The following is a 16,748-nucleotide window of genomic DNA, read 5'->3' as shown; positions in this document are numbered from 1 at the left end:
AGACAGGCGTGGAGGCGGCAAAGCGTAGCGAGCGCAGCAATTCACGCTGAAAAATGGCGCATTTGTGCACACTGCAACCGCACTACAACCGACCATTCGCAGCAAGCCGCATTCCTGCCATGTGACGGCTGCATGACCGCGGTGAGAGCCTGAAAGCACCCGACATTGCGGACTTCTTGCAAGCCATTGTGCAAGCGCCTGCAAGCCATTCGCATGTTTGCTGCAAGCGTATTCTCGTGGATATGTGCACTGCAGCAGGCGGGCGCGATTTATGCGAGTTCTCAATCGTTGCCGAAGCTGGCAGATTTTCAGGAGCAGTCATGTTCAACGATGCGAAGCACGCTGCGATGAAGCGCGCAGCAGGCGCAGCGCGCAGTAGCTACGAGATCTTCATGCTGGAACCGCACGATTGGGTGCCGAACAACAGCAAGCTGCCGGTCGTGATTTACCGGCATGCTTTACAAGCGGACAGCGGCGATCTCGCGTCAGCTTTCGAATTGCTTTTCGAGCGTAACGAATGGCCGCCGCAATGGCGTGCCGGCATTTTCGATTACCACCACTTCCACGCAACGGCGCATGAAGTGCTGGGCATTGCGTCAGGATCGGCCGAGGTGATCGTGGGCGGCCCGGGCGGCCGCGTCGTGCATGTCGAGGCGGGCGATGCGCTGCTGCTGCCCGCGGGCACCGGGCACTGTCTGCAATCGTATGAAGGTCGCTTCCAGGTAGTGGGCGGCTATCCCGCGGGCCAGCAGTGGGATATCCGGCGCGAGGCGCTGACGCCCGACGAAGTGGCCGTCATGGAGGCACTGCCGTTTCCAGCGTGCGATCCCGTGGACGGCACCGATGGGCCCGTCGTGACGCATTGGTTGCACGCGTCGTGATGGACCGTGCGGGGTCTGCGCAGAGCATGTGCTGCCCCGCGTACTTCACAGTACCTGCTCAGTACCTGCTCGAGCGCCGCGTCGCGCGGGTTTGTCGCAAGTCAACTCGTGAGCCCAATTCGCGAACCGCTGCGCGTCTCCCCTTGTCAAGATTCAAGCATTGCGTCGTCGACCGGCGTATCGTTGGAGATTCGCGCATGACGGCGCGCGGTCGTGCCCGGTTGCGCTCAGTTGCGCAATGACCGCTGCCGGACACGCATCAGCGCCATGAAGTCGAGTCATTGAGTAGAGCCTGGCAGCGCCCCCTTGGTGAACACACTCAACGAGCGTCAGACACGCGCAGCCGCAGTCACTGCAGCGCGTCATGACGACGTCGCCACCCGTCGAAACAGGAGCATCTCATGCAAAAGAATCCCGCCCTCGATCAGCTATGCATCAACACGATCCGTACGCTCTCGATGGACGCCGTCCAGAAGGCCAATTCGGGCCACCCCGGCACGCCGATGGCGCTGGCTCCGGTCATGTATCACCTGTGGCAGAACCACCTGGTGTATGACCCCGACGAACCGCTGTGGCCGAATCGCGACCGTTTCGTGCTTTCCGTGGGGCACGCGTCGATGCTGCTGTATTCGACGCTGTTCCTCACCAGCATCAAGGCCGTCGACGACGACGGCAAACCGACCGGTCGACCGGCCGTGTCGCTCGACGACATCAAGCAGTTTCGCCAGATCGACAGCAATACCCCGGGTCACCCGGAATATCGCATGACCACCGGCGTGGAAACCACCACGGGACCGCTCGGGCAAGGGCTCGGCAACAGCGTGGGCATGGCGATGGCCGCGCGCTGGTACGAGAGCCGCTATAACCAGGCGGACGCGCAACTGTTCAATTACCGCGTGTACGCGCTGTGTGGCGACGGCGACATGATGGAAGGCATCTCGCACGAAGCGGCGTCGCTGGCGGGCCATCTGCAGCTATCGAATCTCACGTGGATCTACGACAGCAACCGCGTGACGATTGAAGGGCACACGGATCTCGCCTATAGCGACGACGTGGAAGAGCGCTTCCGTGGCTATCACTGGCACACGCTGCACGTACGGGACGCCAACGACGCCGACGCGCTCGAAGCGGCCCTCAACGAAGCAAAGAGCGTCACCGACAAGCCGACGCTGATCGTGGTGAACAGCATCATCGGTTATGGCGCGCCGAACAAGCAGGACAGCTCGGCGGCACACGGCGAAGCGCTCGGCGACGAGGAAGTGGCGGCGGCCAAGCGCTTTTATGGCTGGCCCGACGACAAGAAATTCTATGTGCCAGACGGCGTGCTGGCACGGTTCGCGGAAGGCGTGGGTGCGCGCGGCAAGGCGGCACGCGCGGAATGGCAGACGAAGCACGACGCGTATGCAAAGCAGTATCCGGAACTCGCGCGCGAGCTGAAGCAGATCGACGAACACGAATTGCCCGAGGGCTGGGACGCGGACATTCCCACCTTCGATGCGGATGCCAAGGGTCTCGCTTCGCGCGATTCGTCGGGCAAGGTGCTCAACGCCATCGCGCAACGGCTGCCGTGGCTGCTGGGCGGCGCGGCGGACCTGTCGCCGTCCACCAAGACCAACCTCAAGTTCGAAGGTGCCGGCAGCTTCGAGCATGACAGCTACGGCGGCCGCAATCTGCACTTCGGCATTCGCGAGCATGGCATGGGTGCGGTCGTCAACGGCATGGCGGTATCCAACCTGCGCCCGTACGGCTCCACGTTCCTGATTTTCAGCGACTACATGAAGCCGCCTATCCGGCTGTCGTCGATCATGGAAGTGCCGGCCATCTACGTGTTCACGCATGACTCGATCGGTCTCGGCGAAGACGGCCCGACTCACCAACCAGTCGAACAGCTTGCCTCGTTGCGCGCCATTCCGGGCATGATCGTGCTGCGGCCGGCCGACGCTAATGAAGTGGCCGAGTCGTGGCGCGTAGCGTTGCAGCAGAAGCGCCATCCGTCGTGCCTCGTGTTGTCGCGTCAGCCGTTGCCGACTTTCGATCGCAAGCGCTATGGTTCGGCCGAGGGCGTGCACAAGGGCGCCTACGTGCTGGCCGATGCGCCCGATGGCAAGAAGCCCGAGGTGCTGCTGCTATCCACCGGCAGCGAGGTATCGCTCTGCGTCGAGGCTTACGAGAAGCTGAAGAGCGAGGGCGTGGCCGCGCGCGTGGTGTCGATGCCGTCGTGGGAGATCTTCGAGAAGCAGGACCAGGCCTATCAGGACTCGGTGCTGCCGCCTGACGTGGATGCTCGCGTGTGCGTCGAGCAGGCGGGCTCGCTCGGCTGGGATCGCTACGTGGGGCGTCTCGGTGCGGAAATCGTCATGCGCACTTTCGGCGCGTCGGCGCCGATCGCCGACCTGAAGAAAAAATTCGGCTTCACGCCGGAGCATGTCTACGAAGCAGCGAAACAGCAGATTGCGCGGGTGCAGAAGAAGTAAGCGCGCGGTTTGTTGAGCGTCGGCTAGAGCAAAAGGCCGCTTGTGTGCACAAGCGGCCTTTTTTATTGTGCGAGCGTGTCGTGCCAGCAGCGCCGAACGTGCGCGTCAGTTGGCCGGAATGGTCACCACCGGCGCCTTGGTGCTGGTGTCGGCTTCGGCAAGCGCCATCAGGTTTTGCAGCACCGTGAAGGCATATTTCGAATCGAAGTCGTTGCGGTCGACCCAGTAAGCGGACTTATCGTAATCCACGATGACGTACGCTTCTTTCGGCGCCTTCGGTCCCGAGCGCACGATGATGGTCGGACGTGTTTCGCCGCCAATCAGGCCCACGGTCGGCTTGGTCGAACCATTGTTGATCTCCTCTACAGGCGCCTGCACCTGCGCGCCGAGTTCGGTGAGAATGCCGAGCACCGAGCGCGTGACCATCGTGATGCGATCGCCCTGTTGCGACGAGGGACCGTAGACGATCTCATAGGTGCGCGTGCTCGGCGCCAGATGCAGCAGTTGCCGCACGCGGGCGAGGTCCGAAGTGATCTGGGGCGACTGACCACTGGTGGAGGCGCCGAGCGCCAGGTACACGGTCGCCTTGCCATTCTCCTGACGCGACTCCACATTCAATTCGCCTGCCATCTGCAAGCGCCGCAGCGTTTGCAGCAGTTCGAAAAAGCCTGGTGCACCCGCGCTGTTGTCGCCGCCTAGCGCGCTGTCGTTTTGCAGGCCGCCAATGGACTGCGCGGTGATACGCAGCAGCAGGTCGATCGGAATGCCGCCTTCCGCGAGCGGCATGAAGAGTTCGGGTGCAAGCGGACGAATATAGGCAGAGGCGAACGCCTCACCCGTGGTGGGTGTGAAGGTGAAGGTTGGGTGATTCGAGTACGACACGCTGCCAGTGGCAAGCGCGTAATTCGGCTCGCTGCCCGAGCCGATGTTGCCCGTTGCCCCCGCCGTGGTGTCGAACTGATACGCAGCGATGATCGAGCTCACCGTCAGGAACGCCGGTGCATCGCCATAACGCAGCCCTACGATTGCCGCGAGAATCTCGCGTTTCTTGGCATCGCCTAACGCTCTTGCGTAATCCACCTGGTCAGCTCGCAAACGGGTGGGACCGATGTGCACGCACGCAGTGGTGAGGCATGCCGCACAAAGTGCCGCGATTACCGAGGTTTTTGCAGTCATCGTCGAGGGCGGGGCGGCAGGGCCGCTGTGAAGTGAAGTCGCGTTGGGGGTAGCAGAGGACATGCCCGCCGCGGCACGCAGGCCACGCAAATGCTGCAGTGCGCCGTAGCTAGGGCGTTGCAGCCCGACCATCGGATCAAAGCAATTTGCGCGGACGTCCACTTTGTACAGACGAATGCAAGATTTGCACGCTGCCGTATGCACGTCGTGATCGGCGTGCAACCGGGCGGATCGATGCCGTTGTTGAGATACGCAATGACGTCACATGCACGGCGTAAAACGAATGAAGCAAAAAGAGAGAACGAGGCCTCGCGCATGGCGACCCTGCGCGTTGTGATTTGGCGTGTTATACCGGCAATATGCAGTCCAGTCCGGCGTACGAGCGGGCGAGCGAGCGGGCGTACAAGCGGGCGTACAAGCCGAAAAGTAAGCTTTTGCTGGATACGTCTAGCGCTTTTAGCAACGTCAGGAAACATTGCACAGGGCAGACGGGCCAGACGGCAACTCATGTCGTAAGACGCCTCGCGCTGCTTCGTCGAAACTCACCAATAAAGTCAAAACAGACTGCGGACTTTCCCTGATGGCCGATTCGCTTCGCACGCCTGAACGGGGGTGTCACGCGGCCAGGGGTTTTCCGGCACTGGCACGCCCAGCGGCTCTTTGATACTACTGAGACGCTGGATTGCGAAGTTTTCGTTCAACTCTCACGCGTGCGAATGGAGGAAATGCCCTGGCACCGACCAGTGCGAATTCCCGGTTCGGGTTCGGAACTTGCGGACGAGCGTCGCCGTGTCCATCAGAGACACCGAGGAGGCTACATTGGCAGAGAACGACGGAATGGATGATAACGAAGACGTCGTCGTATGGCGCTCGATGACGGACATCAACGTCACGCATCGGCGCGTGCTGGTGGTGGACGACTATCGTGAAGCGGCCGACGCGCTGCAACTGCTGCTGAGCATCGATGGCTTCGAATGCCAGGCGCTCGACGATCCGCTGGAAGTCTGCGATTTCGCCCACACGTGGCAACCGTTCGCCGTGGTGCTCGACATCAAGATGCCGGGGCTCGACGGCTTTGAACTCGCGCGGCGGTTGCGCGCCAATCCCCAAACCGGCCACATGCTGCTGGTGGCGTGTACCGCGTTTGCTTCGTCGCACGATCTGGCGCGCGCCAGGGCAGTGGGCTTCGACGCGCACTGCGCCAAACCGCTCACGCCGCAGCGCCTGCTGCGGCTGCTGGAGGCAGCGACGGCGGAGCGGACCGATCGTGCTTCCTGATGTGGCCGGGTTCAATGTGGCTAAATTCGATGCGGCTAAATTCAACGCCTTGATATCTAACGCGGCCAGATCGTTTTGATGTGCGTGAATGACGAGCGGCTTCCTCGAGCGACACGAGCAGCCGCCGCTTCGCTATCCACGTCCTTCACTTCCTGCATGCATCAATGCAACTGAGGCTGCGACACGCCTTCCAGCGTATGGGCGACATCGTCATGCGCTGCATGATCGGTGCGCACGGGCAGGGCGTCGAGCGAAAGCGCGCCGACCAGTTTGCGGTCGCGGTCCACCACCGGCATCTGGCTCAACGACGAACGCGCCATGCGTCGCTGCACCGAATCCAGATCGTCGTCATCGAAACACCAGTTCACTGAAGCGCACGCCACTTCATGCACACGCGCATCCTGCGCCTTGCTGGCCGAACGGGTGCGTGCAGTCAGATCGTGGCGCGTCACCATCCCTACCAGCCGCTGGTTCTGACAGACCGGCAAAGCGGCCACGTCGTAGCGGCGCATCAGTTCGGCGGCATGACGGAGCGTGTCGGTGGGCGCGACTTCGAGCAGATCGCGCGACATGATTTCATAGACGTGATGCATAAGACCTCCTGTACTGTGGAAGTAAGTAACTTCGCAGCAACAGGTGTTCCTCATGCTTCATCAATCGGTGTTCCTCATGCTTCATCAATCCGGCGCATATTTGAATTCGGGCATCGCTTCCAGCGATTTCTTCGTTGCCTCGGGCAGAAACACCTTGCGGTTTTCGATCTGCAAATCCGCGAACGGCACGGCAATCAGATGCTTGCCCATGCCGAGGAAACCACCCACTGAGAGCACCGCATAGGCGCTGTGGTCGCCGGGCGCAACGATCAGATCGTCGACGGTGCCGAGATCGTCGTTGTTGCGGTTATACACGGAGGCGCCGTTCAGTTTCGACGCGCGGTAGCCGCTCGCCACCTGCACGACATCGGTCCGTTTCTCCGTGACCGCCTGCGGCGCACCCTGTGCAAGCGCAAGGGGAGCAACGGTAGAAAAGCTACAGGCAAGCAGGCCGGCTGCAAACTTCGTGAGGATTCGCTGGGACATGATTTTCACCTTATTGGATGGGCGAGAAGCTGATAAGCGTTTCACAGGCTGAGAGGCAAAAGCCGTGCCCCATCCCGTGAGCTGCGGTCAGGCCGGTGCTGCAAGCCGTGTCATCGTTGCCGGGACCGTAACTTGCTTCAGGTAGCTTCCTGCACGGCTCACGTGCATCGCCATCCCCCAGCCAAAGGAATAACCATGTCAAGCGAGGCCCGTCACGCCCCCTATGCTGCACGTATTGCCGAGGGTGTTCCTTTCCCGTTAGGCGCGACCTGGAATGGCGCTGGCGTCAATTTCGCGCTGTTCTCCGCGCACGCCACCAAGGTCGAACTGTGTCTGTTCGACGAGACAGGCAAAGAGGAAATCGAGCGTATCGAACTGCCCGAATTTACCGATGAAGTCTGGCATGTGTTCGTGCCCGACCTGAAGCCGGGCGCAGTCTACGGTTATCGTGTCCACGGTCCGTATGCGCCCGCTGAGGGGCATCGTTTCAATCCGAACAAGCTGCTGCTCGACCCGTACGCGAAGGCGCATATCGGCGAGCTGAAATGGGCGCCGGAGATTTTCGGCTACACGCTCGATCACGAAGACGGCGATCTCTCGTTCGATGAACGCGACAGCGCGCCCTTCGTGCCGAAGTGCAAGGTGGTCGATACGACGTTTTCGTGGACGCATCCCGAGCGCAATGCGTTGCCCTGGGAACGGGTGATCTTCTACGAAACGCACGTACGCGGCTTTACGAAAATGCATCCCGAGGTGCCGGAGAAACTGCGCGGCACCTTCGCGGGCCTCGGTCAGCAACCGGTGATCGACTACATCAAAGGTTTGGGCGTCACCACGGTCGAACTGCTGCCCATCCAGATGTTCGTCAACGACAGCTATCTGCTCGACAAAGGTCTGACGAACTACTGGGGCTACAACACGATTGGCTTTTTTGCTGCCGACCCGCGTTTCTTCGCAGGCGCCGCCGAGCCCGTGGGCGAATTCAAGGAGATGGTGGACCGCTTTCATGCGGCCAATCTCGAAGTGATTCTGGACGTGGTCTACAACCACACCGCCGAGGGCAACGAACTCGGCCCCACGCTGTCGTTCAAGGGCATCGACAACGCCTCGTATTACCGGCTCATGCCGGATGAACCGCGCTACTACATCAACGACACGGGCACCGGCAACACGCTGAACCTGTCGCACCCGCGTGTGCTGCAGATGGTGACCGATAGTCTGCGCTACTGGGTGAGCGAGATGAAGGTGGACGGCTTCCGCTTCGATCTCGCCACCATTCTCGGCAGGGAAACGCACGGCTTCGACGAAGGCGGCGGCTTCCTCGACAGTTGCCGGCAAGACCCGGTGCTCTCGAGTGTGCGTCTGATCGCGGAACCGTGGGACTGCGGCCCTGGCGGCTATCAGGTGGGTGGCTTCCCGCCGGGTTGGGCGGAGTGGAACGACCGCTTCCGCGACACGGTGCGCAGTTTCTGGAAGGGCGACGAAGGCACGGCCGCCGATCTGGCGAAACGGCTGACGGGCTCCGGCGACAAATTCAACCGGCGCGGCCGGCGACCGTGGGCCAGTGTGAATTTCATCGCGGCGCACGACGGTTTCACGACCAACGATCTGGTGTCGTACAACGACAAGCACAACGAGGCGAACGGCGAGGACAACAAGGACGGCCACTCCGACAACAAGTCGTGGAATTTCGGCGTGGAAGGTCCCACTGACGATCCGGATATCCGTCAGCAACGCGAGCGTCAAAAGCGCAATCTGCTGGCTACGCTGATGCTGTCGCAAGGCACGCCGATGCTGCTCGCCGGCGATGAATTCGGCCGTACGCAAAAGGGCAACAACAACGCATATTGTCAGGATAACGAAATTAGCTGGCTGGACTGGGCCGGCATCGACGATGAAGGACGCGCGCTGACTGAGTTCGTCAAGAACCTGACCACCTTGCGGCACCGTCTGCCGGTGCTGCGGCGCGGCCGCTATCTGACGGGCGAACACAATCCGGTGCTGGATGTGACCGACACGCGCTGGCTCTCGCCGGATGGCACCGATCTGACCCAGGAGCAATGGGACGATCCCGCCATGCGCTGCTTCGGTCTCGTCATCGACGGTCGCGCGCAAGCCAGCGGCATTCGCCGGCCCGCATCGGACGCTACCTTGCTGCTCGTGCTGAACGCGCATCACGACGTGGTGAATTTCACCTTGCCCGAAATTCCCGATGGCGATCAGTGGACCTGCCTGCTCGACACCAACATGCCGGTACGCGATGAACTGCCCGCGTTTCCATCTGGCGCGTCGTATCAGGTGACGGGGCGCTCGCTGCTGCTGTTCGCGCTCGATGCCTCCAGCCGCGCTACCCAGCGTGTGCTGGATGGTCTCGAACAGCAGTTGACCACCGACGAGAGCGATCGCACGACGTAAGCGTTTAAGTCGTGCAAAGAGGTCACGAGGCGCGCCTTGACGGGCGTGCCTCGTGACTACGCGTCCTGCGGACCCACGCATGGCGGTCACGCGTAACAGGCTCGCGCCGAAGCCCCCGAAAACTGGGTATGGCGCTTGCTCGACCTTTGTCGAGACCTCGGCGTCTAAACAGGAGAGCATCATGGACACGGAAGCTTCAAAGGAAGAGCAGATTCGCACTCGCGCGTACTACCTGTGGGAGCAGGCCACGGATCCCAAGGGCACCCCCGACGAATACTGGGAACAGGCGCGCGCGGAGATCGAAAAGGAAACGCCTGTTGCCGAAATCGCAGCACAAACCGCGTCTTCGGCGGTGCCCTCGAGCAAGGTGTAAGGCTGCCGCGGGTGTTGATGTGAGTATTGGAGCAGGCAGGCGGATACACGACGTTGGCGGCGGGGCCAGGCCATAAAAGCGCAGTGCAACAGGATTCCCGAGCATGAAAGATTTCAACGATCCGCGTCTGGGCCGTCCGGCTACGCGCATCGCGGCCTCCACCGCGTTGGGCATCGAAGGCTTGATTACGCTTGCCGTCGGTGTCACGGTGGTAGCCGCGTTGTTCTTTGCGCGCGACGTGCTGATCCCCATTACGCTCGCCATTCTGCTGAGTTTCCTCGTCGCGCCGCTCGCCAATTTTCTGCTGCGTCTGCGACTGGGGCATGTCGCCTCGGTGTTCGTGGCTGTGCTGTTATCCGTCTCTGTGATCGTGCTGCTTGGCAGCGTGATTGCTACCCAGCTTACCGACCTGGTCAGCAACGCGCCGCGTTATCAGGCCACCATCGAGCGCAAGATCGACGCCGTGCATAGCGTCACCATTGGCCGACTCGACCGCTTCGCGGGCGCGGCGGGCCAGGCGCTGCAACACGTCACTACGGAACCGCAGCCCGCTTCTGCACCGACATCACCGAGCGCCGTCGCCCCGCCTGCCGAAACGCAGGCGCCGGCCGCGATGCCGGTGGAAGTGCGCGAACCGGGCCCGTCGCCATTCGAACTCGCACGCCGGTTTCTCTCACCGGCCATCAGCCCGCTCGAAACTGCGTTCATCGTGTTCGTCGTCACGATCGTGATTCTGCTGCAACGCGACGATCTGCGTGATCGCGCCATTCGCCTGTTCGGCTCGCGCGACCTGCATCGCACCACCACAGTCATGGACGAGGCCGCGCGGCGCCTGAGCCGCTATTTCGTGTCGCAACTCGGCGTGAATGCAGGTGTGGGTTTGGTGATCGGCACCGGGCTGTTTTTTATCGGCGTACCCAGCCCGATTCTGTGGGGCATGATGGCCGCGCTGCTGCGCCTCGTGCCGTATGTGGGCATCTGGATTGGCGCCACCCTCGCGACGGCGCTGGCTGCCGCGGTGAGTCCGGGCTGGTCGATGGCGATCTGGTCGATTGCCTTGTTCGTTACCGTCGAAGTGGCGGTGGGGCAGGTGGTCGAGCCGTTGCTGTACGGACATAGCACGGGTCTGTCGCCGTTCTCGGTGGTGGTGGCGGCGATCTTCTGGAGCTGGATCTGGGGGCCCATTGGCCTGATTCTGTCCACGCCGCTCACACTCTGTCTGCTGGTGCTGGGACGTCATGTACGACGGCTGGAGTTTCTCGACGTACTGCTGGGCGATCAGCCCGCGCTCACGCCCATCGAAAACTTCTACCAGCGCGCCCTCGCAGGCGACCCCGACGAAGCCATCGCGCAGGCCGAAATTCTGCTGAAAGACCGCTCGTTGAGCGCGTATTACGACGAAGTCACCGTCAAGGGTTTGCAACTGGCGGCTGCGGATGTGCAGCGCGGCAGCGTCACCGCCGTGCAACTCGCGCGTATCGAATCGACCACGCACGATCTGATGGAAGGACTGGACAGCTTTCCCGATGTCGATCCTTCACCTGACCTCGTTGTCGACGACTGCGACGACACCAGCGCATCGAGCGCGCGGTCATCAACATTGGCGCAGGCGGGTTCGGGAGGCAGAGCGGCAGATGGCGTGGACATGCCTCTCTCCGCCGCCACAGCCGAAACGGCCGCCGAAACCGCCAACGTAAAGCCCAGTTCGATTGATGCCTGCGAACGCGCCGCGCGCAATCGCGTGGATCATCGGGTGCTGTGCATTGCCGGACGGGGGCCGCTCGATGGACTCGCTACCGCACTGCTCGTGCAGTTGCTCGGCAAACACGATCTGGATTGCCGCGCGACGCCGCACGAAGCCGCCTCGCGTAACGGCATTGATTCGCTGAATACGGCAGGCGTGACGATTGTCTGCCTGCTGTATCTGCGTATCGACGGCATTCCGTCGCATCTACGTTATCTGGTCAAGCGCGTGCGGCAGCGTCTGCCGCAGGCGTCGATCGTGGTCGGCCTGTGGGAGCGCAGCGACACCGAGAAGTGGAGCGACGATCTGCAAAGCGCCATTGGTGCAGACTGCTACGCCAGCTCGCTGCGCGAAATGCTGGACATGTGCCGCAGAATCGCGGCGACCATGCCCGTCGAGCCGCAGCATGCGGTGGACGATATCGCGGCTTGACCGAGAGCGGGCTCAGCCGCCTGGCGTTTTCAACTGCGCCGGTGCCTGATCCGGCATTGATCCTTGCATTGCGCCCTGCGTTTGTCCCTGCGCCGGCGCTGCATCCGGATTACTCGACACCGCCGCACCTTCCTGCCAGCCACCCCCCAACGCCTTGTATAGCGCCACCAGATCCGTGCTCACCTGGGTCGTACCTTGCGCATATTGCTGACGCGCATCGCCCAATTGCCGTTCTGCATCCAGCACGTTGATGAAGGTCACGAGGCCCTTGCGGAAACTGTCGCGCGACAGATCGAAGGTGGTCTGTTGCGCCGCCACCGCATCACCCAACGCGGCGAGGCGCGCCTGATCGGTGCGATAGACGGCGAGCGCGTTATCCACATCGCGCAGCGCCATCAGCACAGACTTGCGATAGTCGATCGCGGCCTGCTTTTGCTGCGCTTCGTTCAAATGCAGATTCGCCACCAGCGCGCCGCCCTGGAAGATCGGCAACGAAATGCTGGGGCCAAACGAGTAGAACAGATTCGACCAGTGCGTGAGACCGCTCGCCACCGTGCCGCGCGTGCCCACCTGTCCGGTGAGCGAAATGTCTGGATAGAACTGCGCCACCGCTACGCCGACATTGGCCGTCGCCGCGTGCAGGTTCGCTTCGGCCTCGCGGATATCGGGGCGCCGCCGTGCCAGCGTGGAAGGCAGACCGACGGGTACCGTGGGCGGCACCGGCGGTACGGCAGCGGGTGTCGAAAGTTCGTCCGCCAGCGCGCCGGGCGGCTCGCCCAGCAGATAGGCGAGACCGTTCAGCGCCTGGGCAATCTGCTGATCGTATTGCGGCAGTTGCGCCTGAGTCTGCGCGAGTTGCGAGGCGGCGCCCTTGACGTCCACCTCGCTTGCCAGACCCACCTTCGCCTGGCTTTGCGTCAGCGTGAGAATGTCGCGCTGCTGGTCGACGAGGCTCTGCGTAATCTCGCGCAGCGCCTGGGCACCGCGCAACTGCATGTACGTTTGCGCGACTTCCGCTTCGAGCGAAACCAGTGCGTCGTTGCGGCTTTCGATAGCGGCCTCGGTTTGCGCATTCGCAGCCTCGACGGATCGACGCACGCGGCCGAACAGATCGAGCTCCCACGATGCGTCGAAGCCCATCTGCCAGAGGTTGATCGGCGAGGTGAGCGAATCGAGCGCACCGTTGGCGCCTTTTTCGAGCGTGGCGCCTGCGCCGGGCGCGATGGCGTTGATGGGCGAATTCGGCGCGCCCAGTTGATCGATCTTGCTGTAGACGCCTTCTTCCTGGAGGATGCCCTTCGCGCCCAACTGCTCACGCTGATAGCTGCCGCTCGCGCGCACGTTCGGCAAACCCTGCGCCGCCGCGCTCTGTTCCTGGGTGCGCGCTTCGACGATACGCAGCACGGCTTCCTGCAAATCGAGGTTGCCGCTCGCGGCGCGTTCGATCAGGCTGTCGAGCGTCGGGTCGGCAAAACTGCGCCACCAGCGCGGATCGGGATCGGAGTCCACGGTAGGCCGTGAAGTTACGACGGGCGGCGCACCCGAAGCCGCCTGCGGTGCCGCTGCGGAAGACGCGGCTTGCGTATCGTGCCATTGCTGCGGCACATCTGCTTGCTGCGCATGAAAATTCGGGCCGACCGAACAGGCGCTCAGGATCGAGGCGAGCGTCAGCATGGAGAGTCGTGGCGCGCGGACGGTTGCTTTCATTTCAATGTCCCCCCGCGCCGCCGGCCGCTTTGGCTGGCGAAAAGAAAAACGTCAGTGGTACGAAGCATAGGCAGAATATCGCCAGATACGCAAAGACATCCAGGTACGCCAGAATCGTGGATTGCGACACGAAGGTGGTGTACAGCTGGCCGGCCGCGGACTGCATGGCCTGCGCGAGGGGCTGGCCCGTGATGCCTGCAATGGTATGCGCGGTGCGCTGCAAGGTGTCGTTGTAGTTCTGCGAAAGCGTGGACATATGAACGGAGAGGTGAGCCATACGCGCCTGGGTGCGTTCGCGAATCATCGCCGTGGCGAGTGAAATGCCAATTGAGCCCGCCACGTTACGGAACATCGTGAAGAGCGCAGAGGCATCGTCGTTGAGTTCCTGTGGCACGGTGAGGTAGGCGAGGGTAGTGATGGGCACAAACAGAAAGCCAATCGCAATGGATTGCGCGCTGCGCATCTTGACGAGCGTGTCGTAGTCCACGTTCGGCACCAGCGTATGCGAGTACGCCATCGCGCAGGCCAGTAGCAGGAAGCCCGTGGTGACGAGAAAGCGCGTCTGGATATATGGCATCAGGCGGCTGATGATCGGTATTTCGATCACGATCAGAATCGCACCGGGCGAGAGCACCAGACCCGCGAGGGTCGCCGTATAGCCTAATTGCTGCTGCGCGAGCTGTGGCACCAGCACGGCGCTGCCATACAGAATGGTCGCGAACGCGGCCATCGTCACGCATCCCAGCGCGAAATTGCGGTCCCTCATGCAGGCAAGATCCACCACGGGTTTTTTCGTGTAGAGCAGCCAGTAGATCGCGCCCGTTATCCCCGCTGCGGCGAGCACGGCGAACGTGCAGATGAAGGTCGACTTGAACCAGTCGTCGTCCTCGCCGCGATCGAGCATCACTTGCAGACAGCCCAGCCCGATCGCAATCAGCAGGATGCCGATATAGTCGATCGACACCTTCTCGCCCGACTTGTTCTCACGCCACGGCGGATCCTCGACCAGTTGAAACACCGCGAGCGAGGTGATCACGCCCACCGGCACGTTCAGCAGAAACACCCAGCGCCATGAAAAGCTGTCCGTGATCCAGCCACCCAGTGTCGGTCCCAGCACCGGCGCCACCACGATGGCCACCGCCGAAATCGAAAAGGCGCGGCCACGTTGTTCGGACGGAAACGTATCGAGGATGATCGACTGCTGGTTCGGTTGCAGGCCGCCGCCAAAAAAGCCCTGCAAACAGCGGAAGATAATCAGCTGCAACAGGTTGGTGGCGATCCCGCACAGAAACGAGCAGATCGTGAAGGCGACGATGCAGACCAGAAAATAGCGCTTGCGTCCAAGCAGCCTCGCGAAGAAGCCGGAGATCGGCAACACGATGCCGTTGGCGACCAGATACGACGTGAGGGTCCAGGTGGCTTCGTCGTAACTCGCGGACATGGTGCCGGCAATGTGCGGCAGCGCCACGTTGACGATGGTGGTGTCGAGCACTTCCATGAACGCGGCGAGCGTCACGACCACCGCGATCAACCAAGGATTGGCGGACGGCTTCCAGTCGGAGCGGCTGCCGTTGCCTGCAGTTGTACTCATGCCAGGGCTCCCGTGTGCCTCATTTCAGGTACACCTTCGGCGTCACCGAAAGCCCGAGTCCTAACGGCACATCGCGCGGCATCCCATCGTCGATCACGATCTTCACCGGCACACGCTGCACGATCTTCACGAAGTTACCGGTCGCGTTCTCCGCGGGGAACGCCGAGAAAACCGAACCGCTGCCCAACTGCACGCTATCCACGTGACCGTGTAGTTCAACCTTCGGATACGCGTCCACGTCCACTGTGACCTTGTCGCCCACGCGCATGCGTTCGAGTTGCGACTCCTTGAAATTGGCGGTCACCCAGATTTCCGGCGTGACGATCGAGAAGAGCGACACGCCCGCTTGCAGGAAGCTGCCGTACTGCACATTGCGCTTCGTGATCCAGCCATCCGACGGCGCACGCACTTCGCAATACGAGAGATTCAGCTGGGCCTGCTCGAGTTGCGCTTCGGCCTGCTGCACCTGCTGGCGACGCTCCTCGACCGTGGCTTCGGTCTGCTTGATCTGCTGCGGCACGAGGCTGGCCGTCTGTTGCTGCGCCTGCGCCTGCTGCACGTTGGCGCGTGCGGTGGCCTGCTGCGCATCGGCGGTGTCGATGTTCTGTTGCGAGGTGGCGCGCTGGTCGACCGTGTGCTGCCGCGCGTAGGCGGCCTGGGCCTGGGTGAGATTGGCCTGCGCCGACAAGGTCTGTGCTTTCGCCTGCTTGAACTGCGCGGGGTATTGAACCCTTGCAATCTCGAGCTGCACTTCAGCCGCATTCAGTTGCGCCTGCGCCAGTCCCAGCTGTGCCTGGGCCGCATCCACCTGCGCCTGATATTCGCGCTTGTCGATCACCACCAGCAGGTCGCCCTTATGCACGTAGATGTTGTCGTTGATTCGCAGATCGACGACATAACCCGAGACCTGCGGGGCGATGGTAATGGCGTTGCCGTCCGTGTACGCGTCGTCAGTGGTGAGCTGGTTGCGCGTAGCAAACCACCAGACAAATGCAATGATTGCAAGCAGCACCACCACGATGGCGAGAATGATCAGCGGCTTCTTGCCGGGCTTCTTCTTTTGCCCGCCATTGCCTTCCTTGCCTTCCTTGCCGTTCTTGTCGTCGCCGTTGCTCTTCTTGTCATTGCCTTTCTGGTCTGCCGGTTTTTCGTCTTTCCCGGCATTGTTCTGCTGCCTGGGTTCATCTTGGGAGGATGCAGTCTGATCAGACATTGCGATTCGTTCCGTGAATGAGAGCGGTAGGCACGCGGTAAGCGGCCGCCTGTCATGCCATGCACCGCATCGCCGGGGGTGATGGCGGCGCGGCCTTGATCGGCCAGAAAAGCGCGATGTCACGTGCGGCAGCAATCCGCGTGCCTGACATTGCTCCATTGAGCGTTCACGACGAGAGTTTGCAAACGGGGCGTAAAGCAGTGCGGAAAGTACTGCAAAAGTGCCAGCCAGTGCGGCCGTTTGCCCTCAGTTGCAGCGGCGATGAATAGGAATGACCCTGACAGGTGCGCCAATTAATTGTGTTGGCGAGCGGCCTGTCGTACAGTCAGGCAAAACGGAATTGCGCCAGTCAACGACGAGGCGTGGCAATCAAGGCGAGGAAGGA

12 protein-coding genes are annotated in these 16,748 nt (G+C 62.0%); 6 read left to right on the top strand and 6 right to left on the bottom strand.

Going from position 1 to position 16,748, the window contains the following annotated elements; genetic code table 11:
- Positions 1-320 precede the first annotated feature (320 nt).
- Both D0B32_RS21850 and tkt read left to right on the top strand, forming a co-directional pair.
- Positions 321-881 carry a cupin domain-containing protein gene (locus D0B32_RS21850; protein WP_117336392.1) on the top strand — a complete coding sequence of 187 codons (561 nt, stop codon included), beginning with the start codon at positions 321-323 and terminating at the stop codon, positions 879-881.
- Positions 882-1,282: 401 nt separating this feature from the next.
- Complete coding sequence (gene tkt, locus D0B32_RS21845) at positions 1,283-3,355, top strand: transketolase (protein WP_117336391.1); 2,073 nt, start codon at positions 1,283-1,285, stop codon at positions 3,353-3,355.
- A 105-nt stretch (positions 3,356-3,460) separates the two neighbouring features.
- Here the strand turns inward: tkt and D0B32_RS21840 are convergent, their stop codons facing one another.
- A complete protein-coding gene (locus D0B32_RS21840; protein WP_117336783.1) occupies positions 3,461-4,531 on the bottom strand; it encodes a hypothetical protein in 1,071 nt (356 codons plus the stop codon).
- Between the two features lie 837 nt (positions 4,532-5,368).
- On the opposite strand from D0B32_RS21840, the gene D0B32_RS21835 reads away from it, so the two are divergent.
- Positions 5,369-5,809 carry a response regulator gene (locus D0B32_RS21835; protein WP_181969869.1) on the top strand — a complete coding sequence of 147 codons (441 nt, stop codon included), beginning with the start codon at positions 5,369-5,371 and terminating at the stop codon, positions 5,807-5,809.
- A 161-nt stretch (positions 5,810-5,970) separates the two neighbouring features.
- On the opposite strand, the gene D0B32_RS21830 is transcribed toward D0B32_RS21835, so the two are convergent.
- Together D0B32_RS21830 and D0B32_RS21825 are read right to left on the bottom strand one after the other, a co-directional pair.
- The gene (locus D0B32_RS21830) at positions 5,971-6,402 is read right to left on the bottom strand and encodes a CBS domain-containing protein (protein WP_117336389.1); all 432 of its coding nucleotides are present in this window, start codon (positions 6,400-6,402) and stop codon (positions 5,971-5,973) included.
- Positions 6,403-6,486: 84 nt separating this feature from the next.
- A complete protein-coding gene (locus tag D0B32_RS21825; protein WP_117336782.1) occupies positions 6,487-6,888 on the bottom strand; it encodes a PRC-barrel domain-containing protein in 402 nt (133 codons plus the stop codon).
- Between the two features lie 195 nt (positions 6,889-7,083).
- Between D0B32_RS21825 and glgX the strand changes: the two genes are divergently transcribed.
- The 3 genes from glgX to D0B32_RS21810 all read left to right on the top strand — a co-directional run bounded on the left by glgX (position 7,084) and on the right by D0B32_RS21810 (position 11,852).
- Positions 7,084-9,303 (top strand): glycogen debranching protein GlgX, encoded by a 2,220-nt coding sequence (gene glgX, locus D0B32_RS21820; protein ID WP_117336388.1) that lies wholly within the window; start codon positions 7,084-7,086, stop codon positions 9,301-9,303.
- A 181-nt stretch (positions 9,304-9,484) separates the two neighbouring features.
- A complete protein-coding gene (locus D0B32_RS21815; protein WP_117336387.1) occupies positions 9,485-9,676 on the top strand; it encodes a DUF2934 domain-containing protein in 192 nt (63 codons plus the stop codon).
- A 103-nt stretch (positions 9,677-9,779) separates the two neighbouring features.
- Positions 9,780-11,852, top strand: coding sequence for an AI-2E family transporter (locus tag D0B32_RS21810; RefSeq protein ID WP_117336386.1), 2,073 nt, complete (start codon positions 9,780-9,782; stop codon positions 11,850-11,852).
- A gap of 12 nt (positions 11,853-11,864) precedes the next feature.
- Here the strand turns inward: D0B32_RS21810 and D0B32_RS21805 are convergent, their stop codons facing one another.
- Genes D0B32_RS21805 through D0B32_RS21795 form a run of 3 tightly spaced genes read right to left on the bottom strand, consistent with a single transcriptional unit; the run spans position 11,865 to position 16,363 of the window.
- Positions 11,865-13,559: an efflux transporter outer membrane subunit gene (locus D0B32_RS21805; RefSeq protein ID WP_117336385.1), complete on the bottom strand. Its 1,695-nt coding sequence runs from the start codon at positions 13,557-13,559 to the stop codon at positions 11,865-11,867.
- 1 nt (position 13,560) lies between these two features.
- Positions 13,561-15,150, bottom strand: a complete 1,590-nt coding sequence (locus D0B32_RS21800; RefSeq protein WP_117336384.1) for a DHA2 family efflux MFS transporter permease subunit — start codon at positions 15,148-15,150, stop codon at positions 13,561-13,563.
- Between the two features lie 19 nt (positions 15,151-15,169).
- Complete coding sequence (locus tag D0B32_RS21795) at positions 15,170-16,363, bottom strand: HlyD family secretion protein (protein ID WP_117336383.1); 1,194 nt, start codon at positions 16,361-16,363, stop codon at positions 15,170-15,172.
- Positions 16,364-16,748: the final 385 nt, after the last annotated feature.

This window comes from Paraburkholderia sp. DHOC27 (assembly GCF_003429005.1).
Taxonomy (GTDB): domain Bacteria; phylum Pseudomonadota; class Gammaproteobacteria; order Burkholderiales; family Burkholderiaceae; genus Paraburkholderia.
The sequence above is the reverse complement of the archived record's forward strand: the minus strand, read 5'-3'. Positions and strand labels throughout refer to the sequence as shown.

Excerpts from the sequence above, each read along its gene's own strand:
- D0B32_RS21850 (WP_117336392.1), top strand. The coding sequence starts at position 321 with ATGTTCAACGATGCGAAGCACGCTGCGATGAAGCGCGCAGCAGGCGCA.
- tkt (WP_117336391.1), top strand. The coding sequence starts at position 1,283 with ATGCAAAAGAATCCCGCCCTCGATCAGCTATGCATCAACACGATCCGT.
- D0B32_RS21840 (WP_117336783.1), bottom strand. The coding sequence starts at position 4,531 with ATGACTGCAAAAACCTCGGTAATCGCGGCACTTTGTGCGGCATGCCTC.
- D0B32_RS21835 (WP_181969869.1), top strand. The coding sequence starts at position 5,369 with ATGGATGATAACGAAGACGTCGTCGTATGGCGCTCGATGACGGACATC.
- D0B32_RS21830 (WP_117336389.1), bottom strand. The coding sequence starts at position 6,402 with ATGCATCACGTCTATGAAATCATGTCGCGCGATCTGCTCGAAGTCGCG.
- D0B32_RS21825 (WP_117336782.1), bottom strand. The coding sequence starts at position 6,888 with ATGTCCCAGCGAATCCTCACGAAGTTTGCAGCCGGCCTGCTTGCCTGT.
- glgX (WP_117336388.1), top strand. The coding sequence starts at position 7,084 with ATGTCAAGCGAGGCCCGTCACGCCCCCTATGCTGCACGTATTGCCGAG.
- D0B32_RS21815 (WP_117336387.1), top strand. The coding sequence starts at position 9,485 with ATGGACACGGAAGCTTCAAAGGAAGAGCAGATTCGCACTCGCGCGTAC.
- D0B32_RS21810 (WP_117336386.1), top strand. The coding sequence starts at position 9,780 with ATGAAAGATTTCAACGATCCGCGTCTGGGCCGTCCGGCTACGCGCATC.
- D0B32_RS21805 (WP_117336385.1), bottom strand. The coding sequence starts at position 13,559 with ATGAAAGCAACCGTCCGCGCGCCACGACTCTCCATGCTGACGCTCGCC.
- D0B32_RS21800 (WP_117336384.1), bottom strand. The coding sequence starts at position 15,150 with ATGAGTACAACTGCAGGCAACGGCAGCCGCTCCGACTGGAAGCCGTCC.
- D0B32_RS21795 (WP_117336383.1), bottom strand. The coding sequence starts at position 16,363 with ATGTCTGATCAGACTGCATCCTCCCAAGATGAACCCAGGCAGCAGAAC.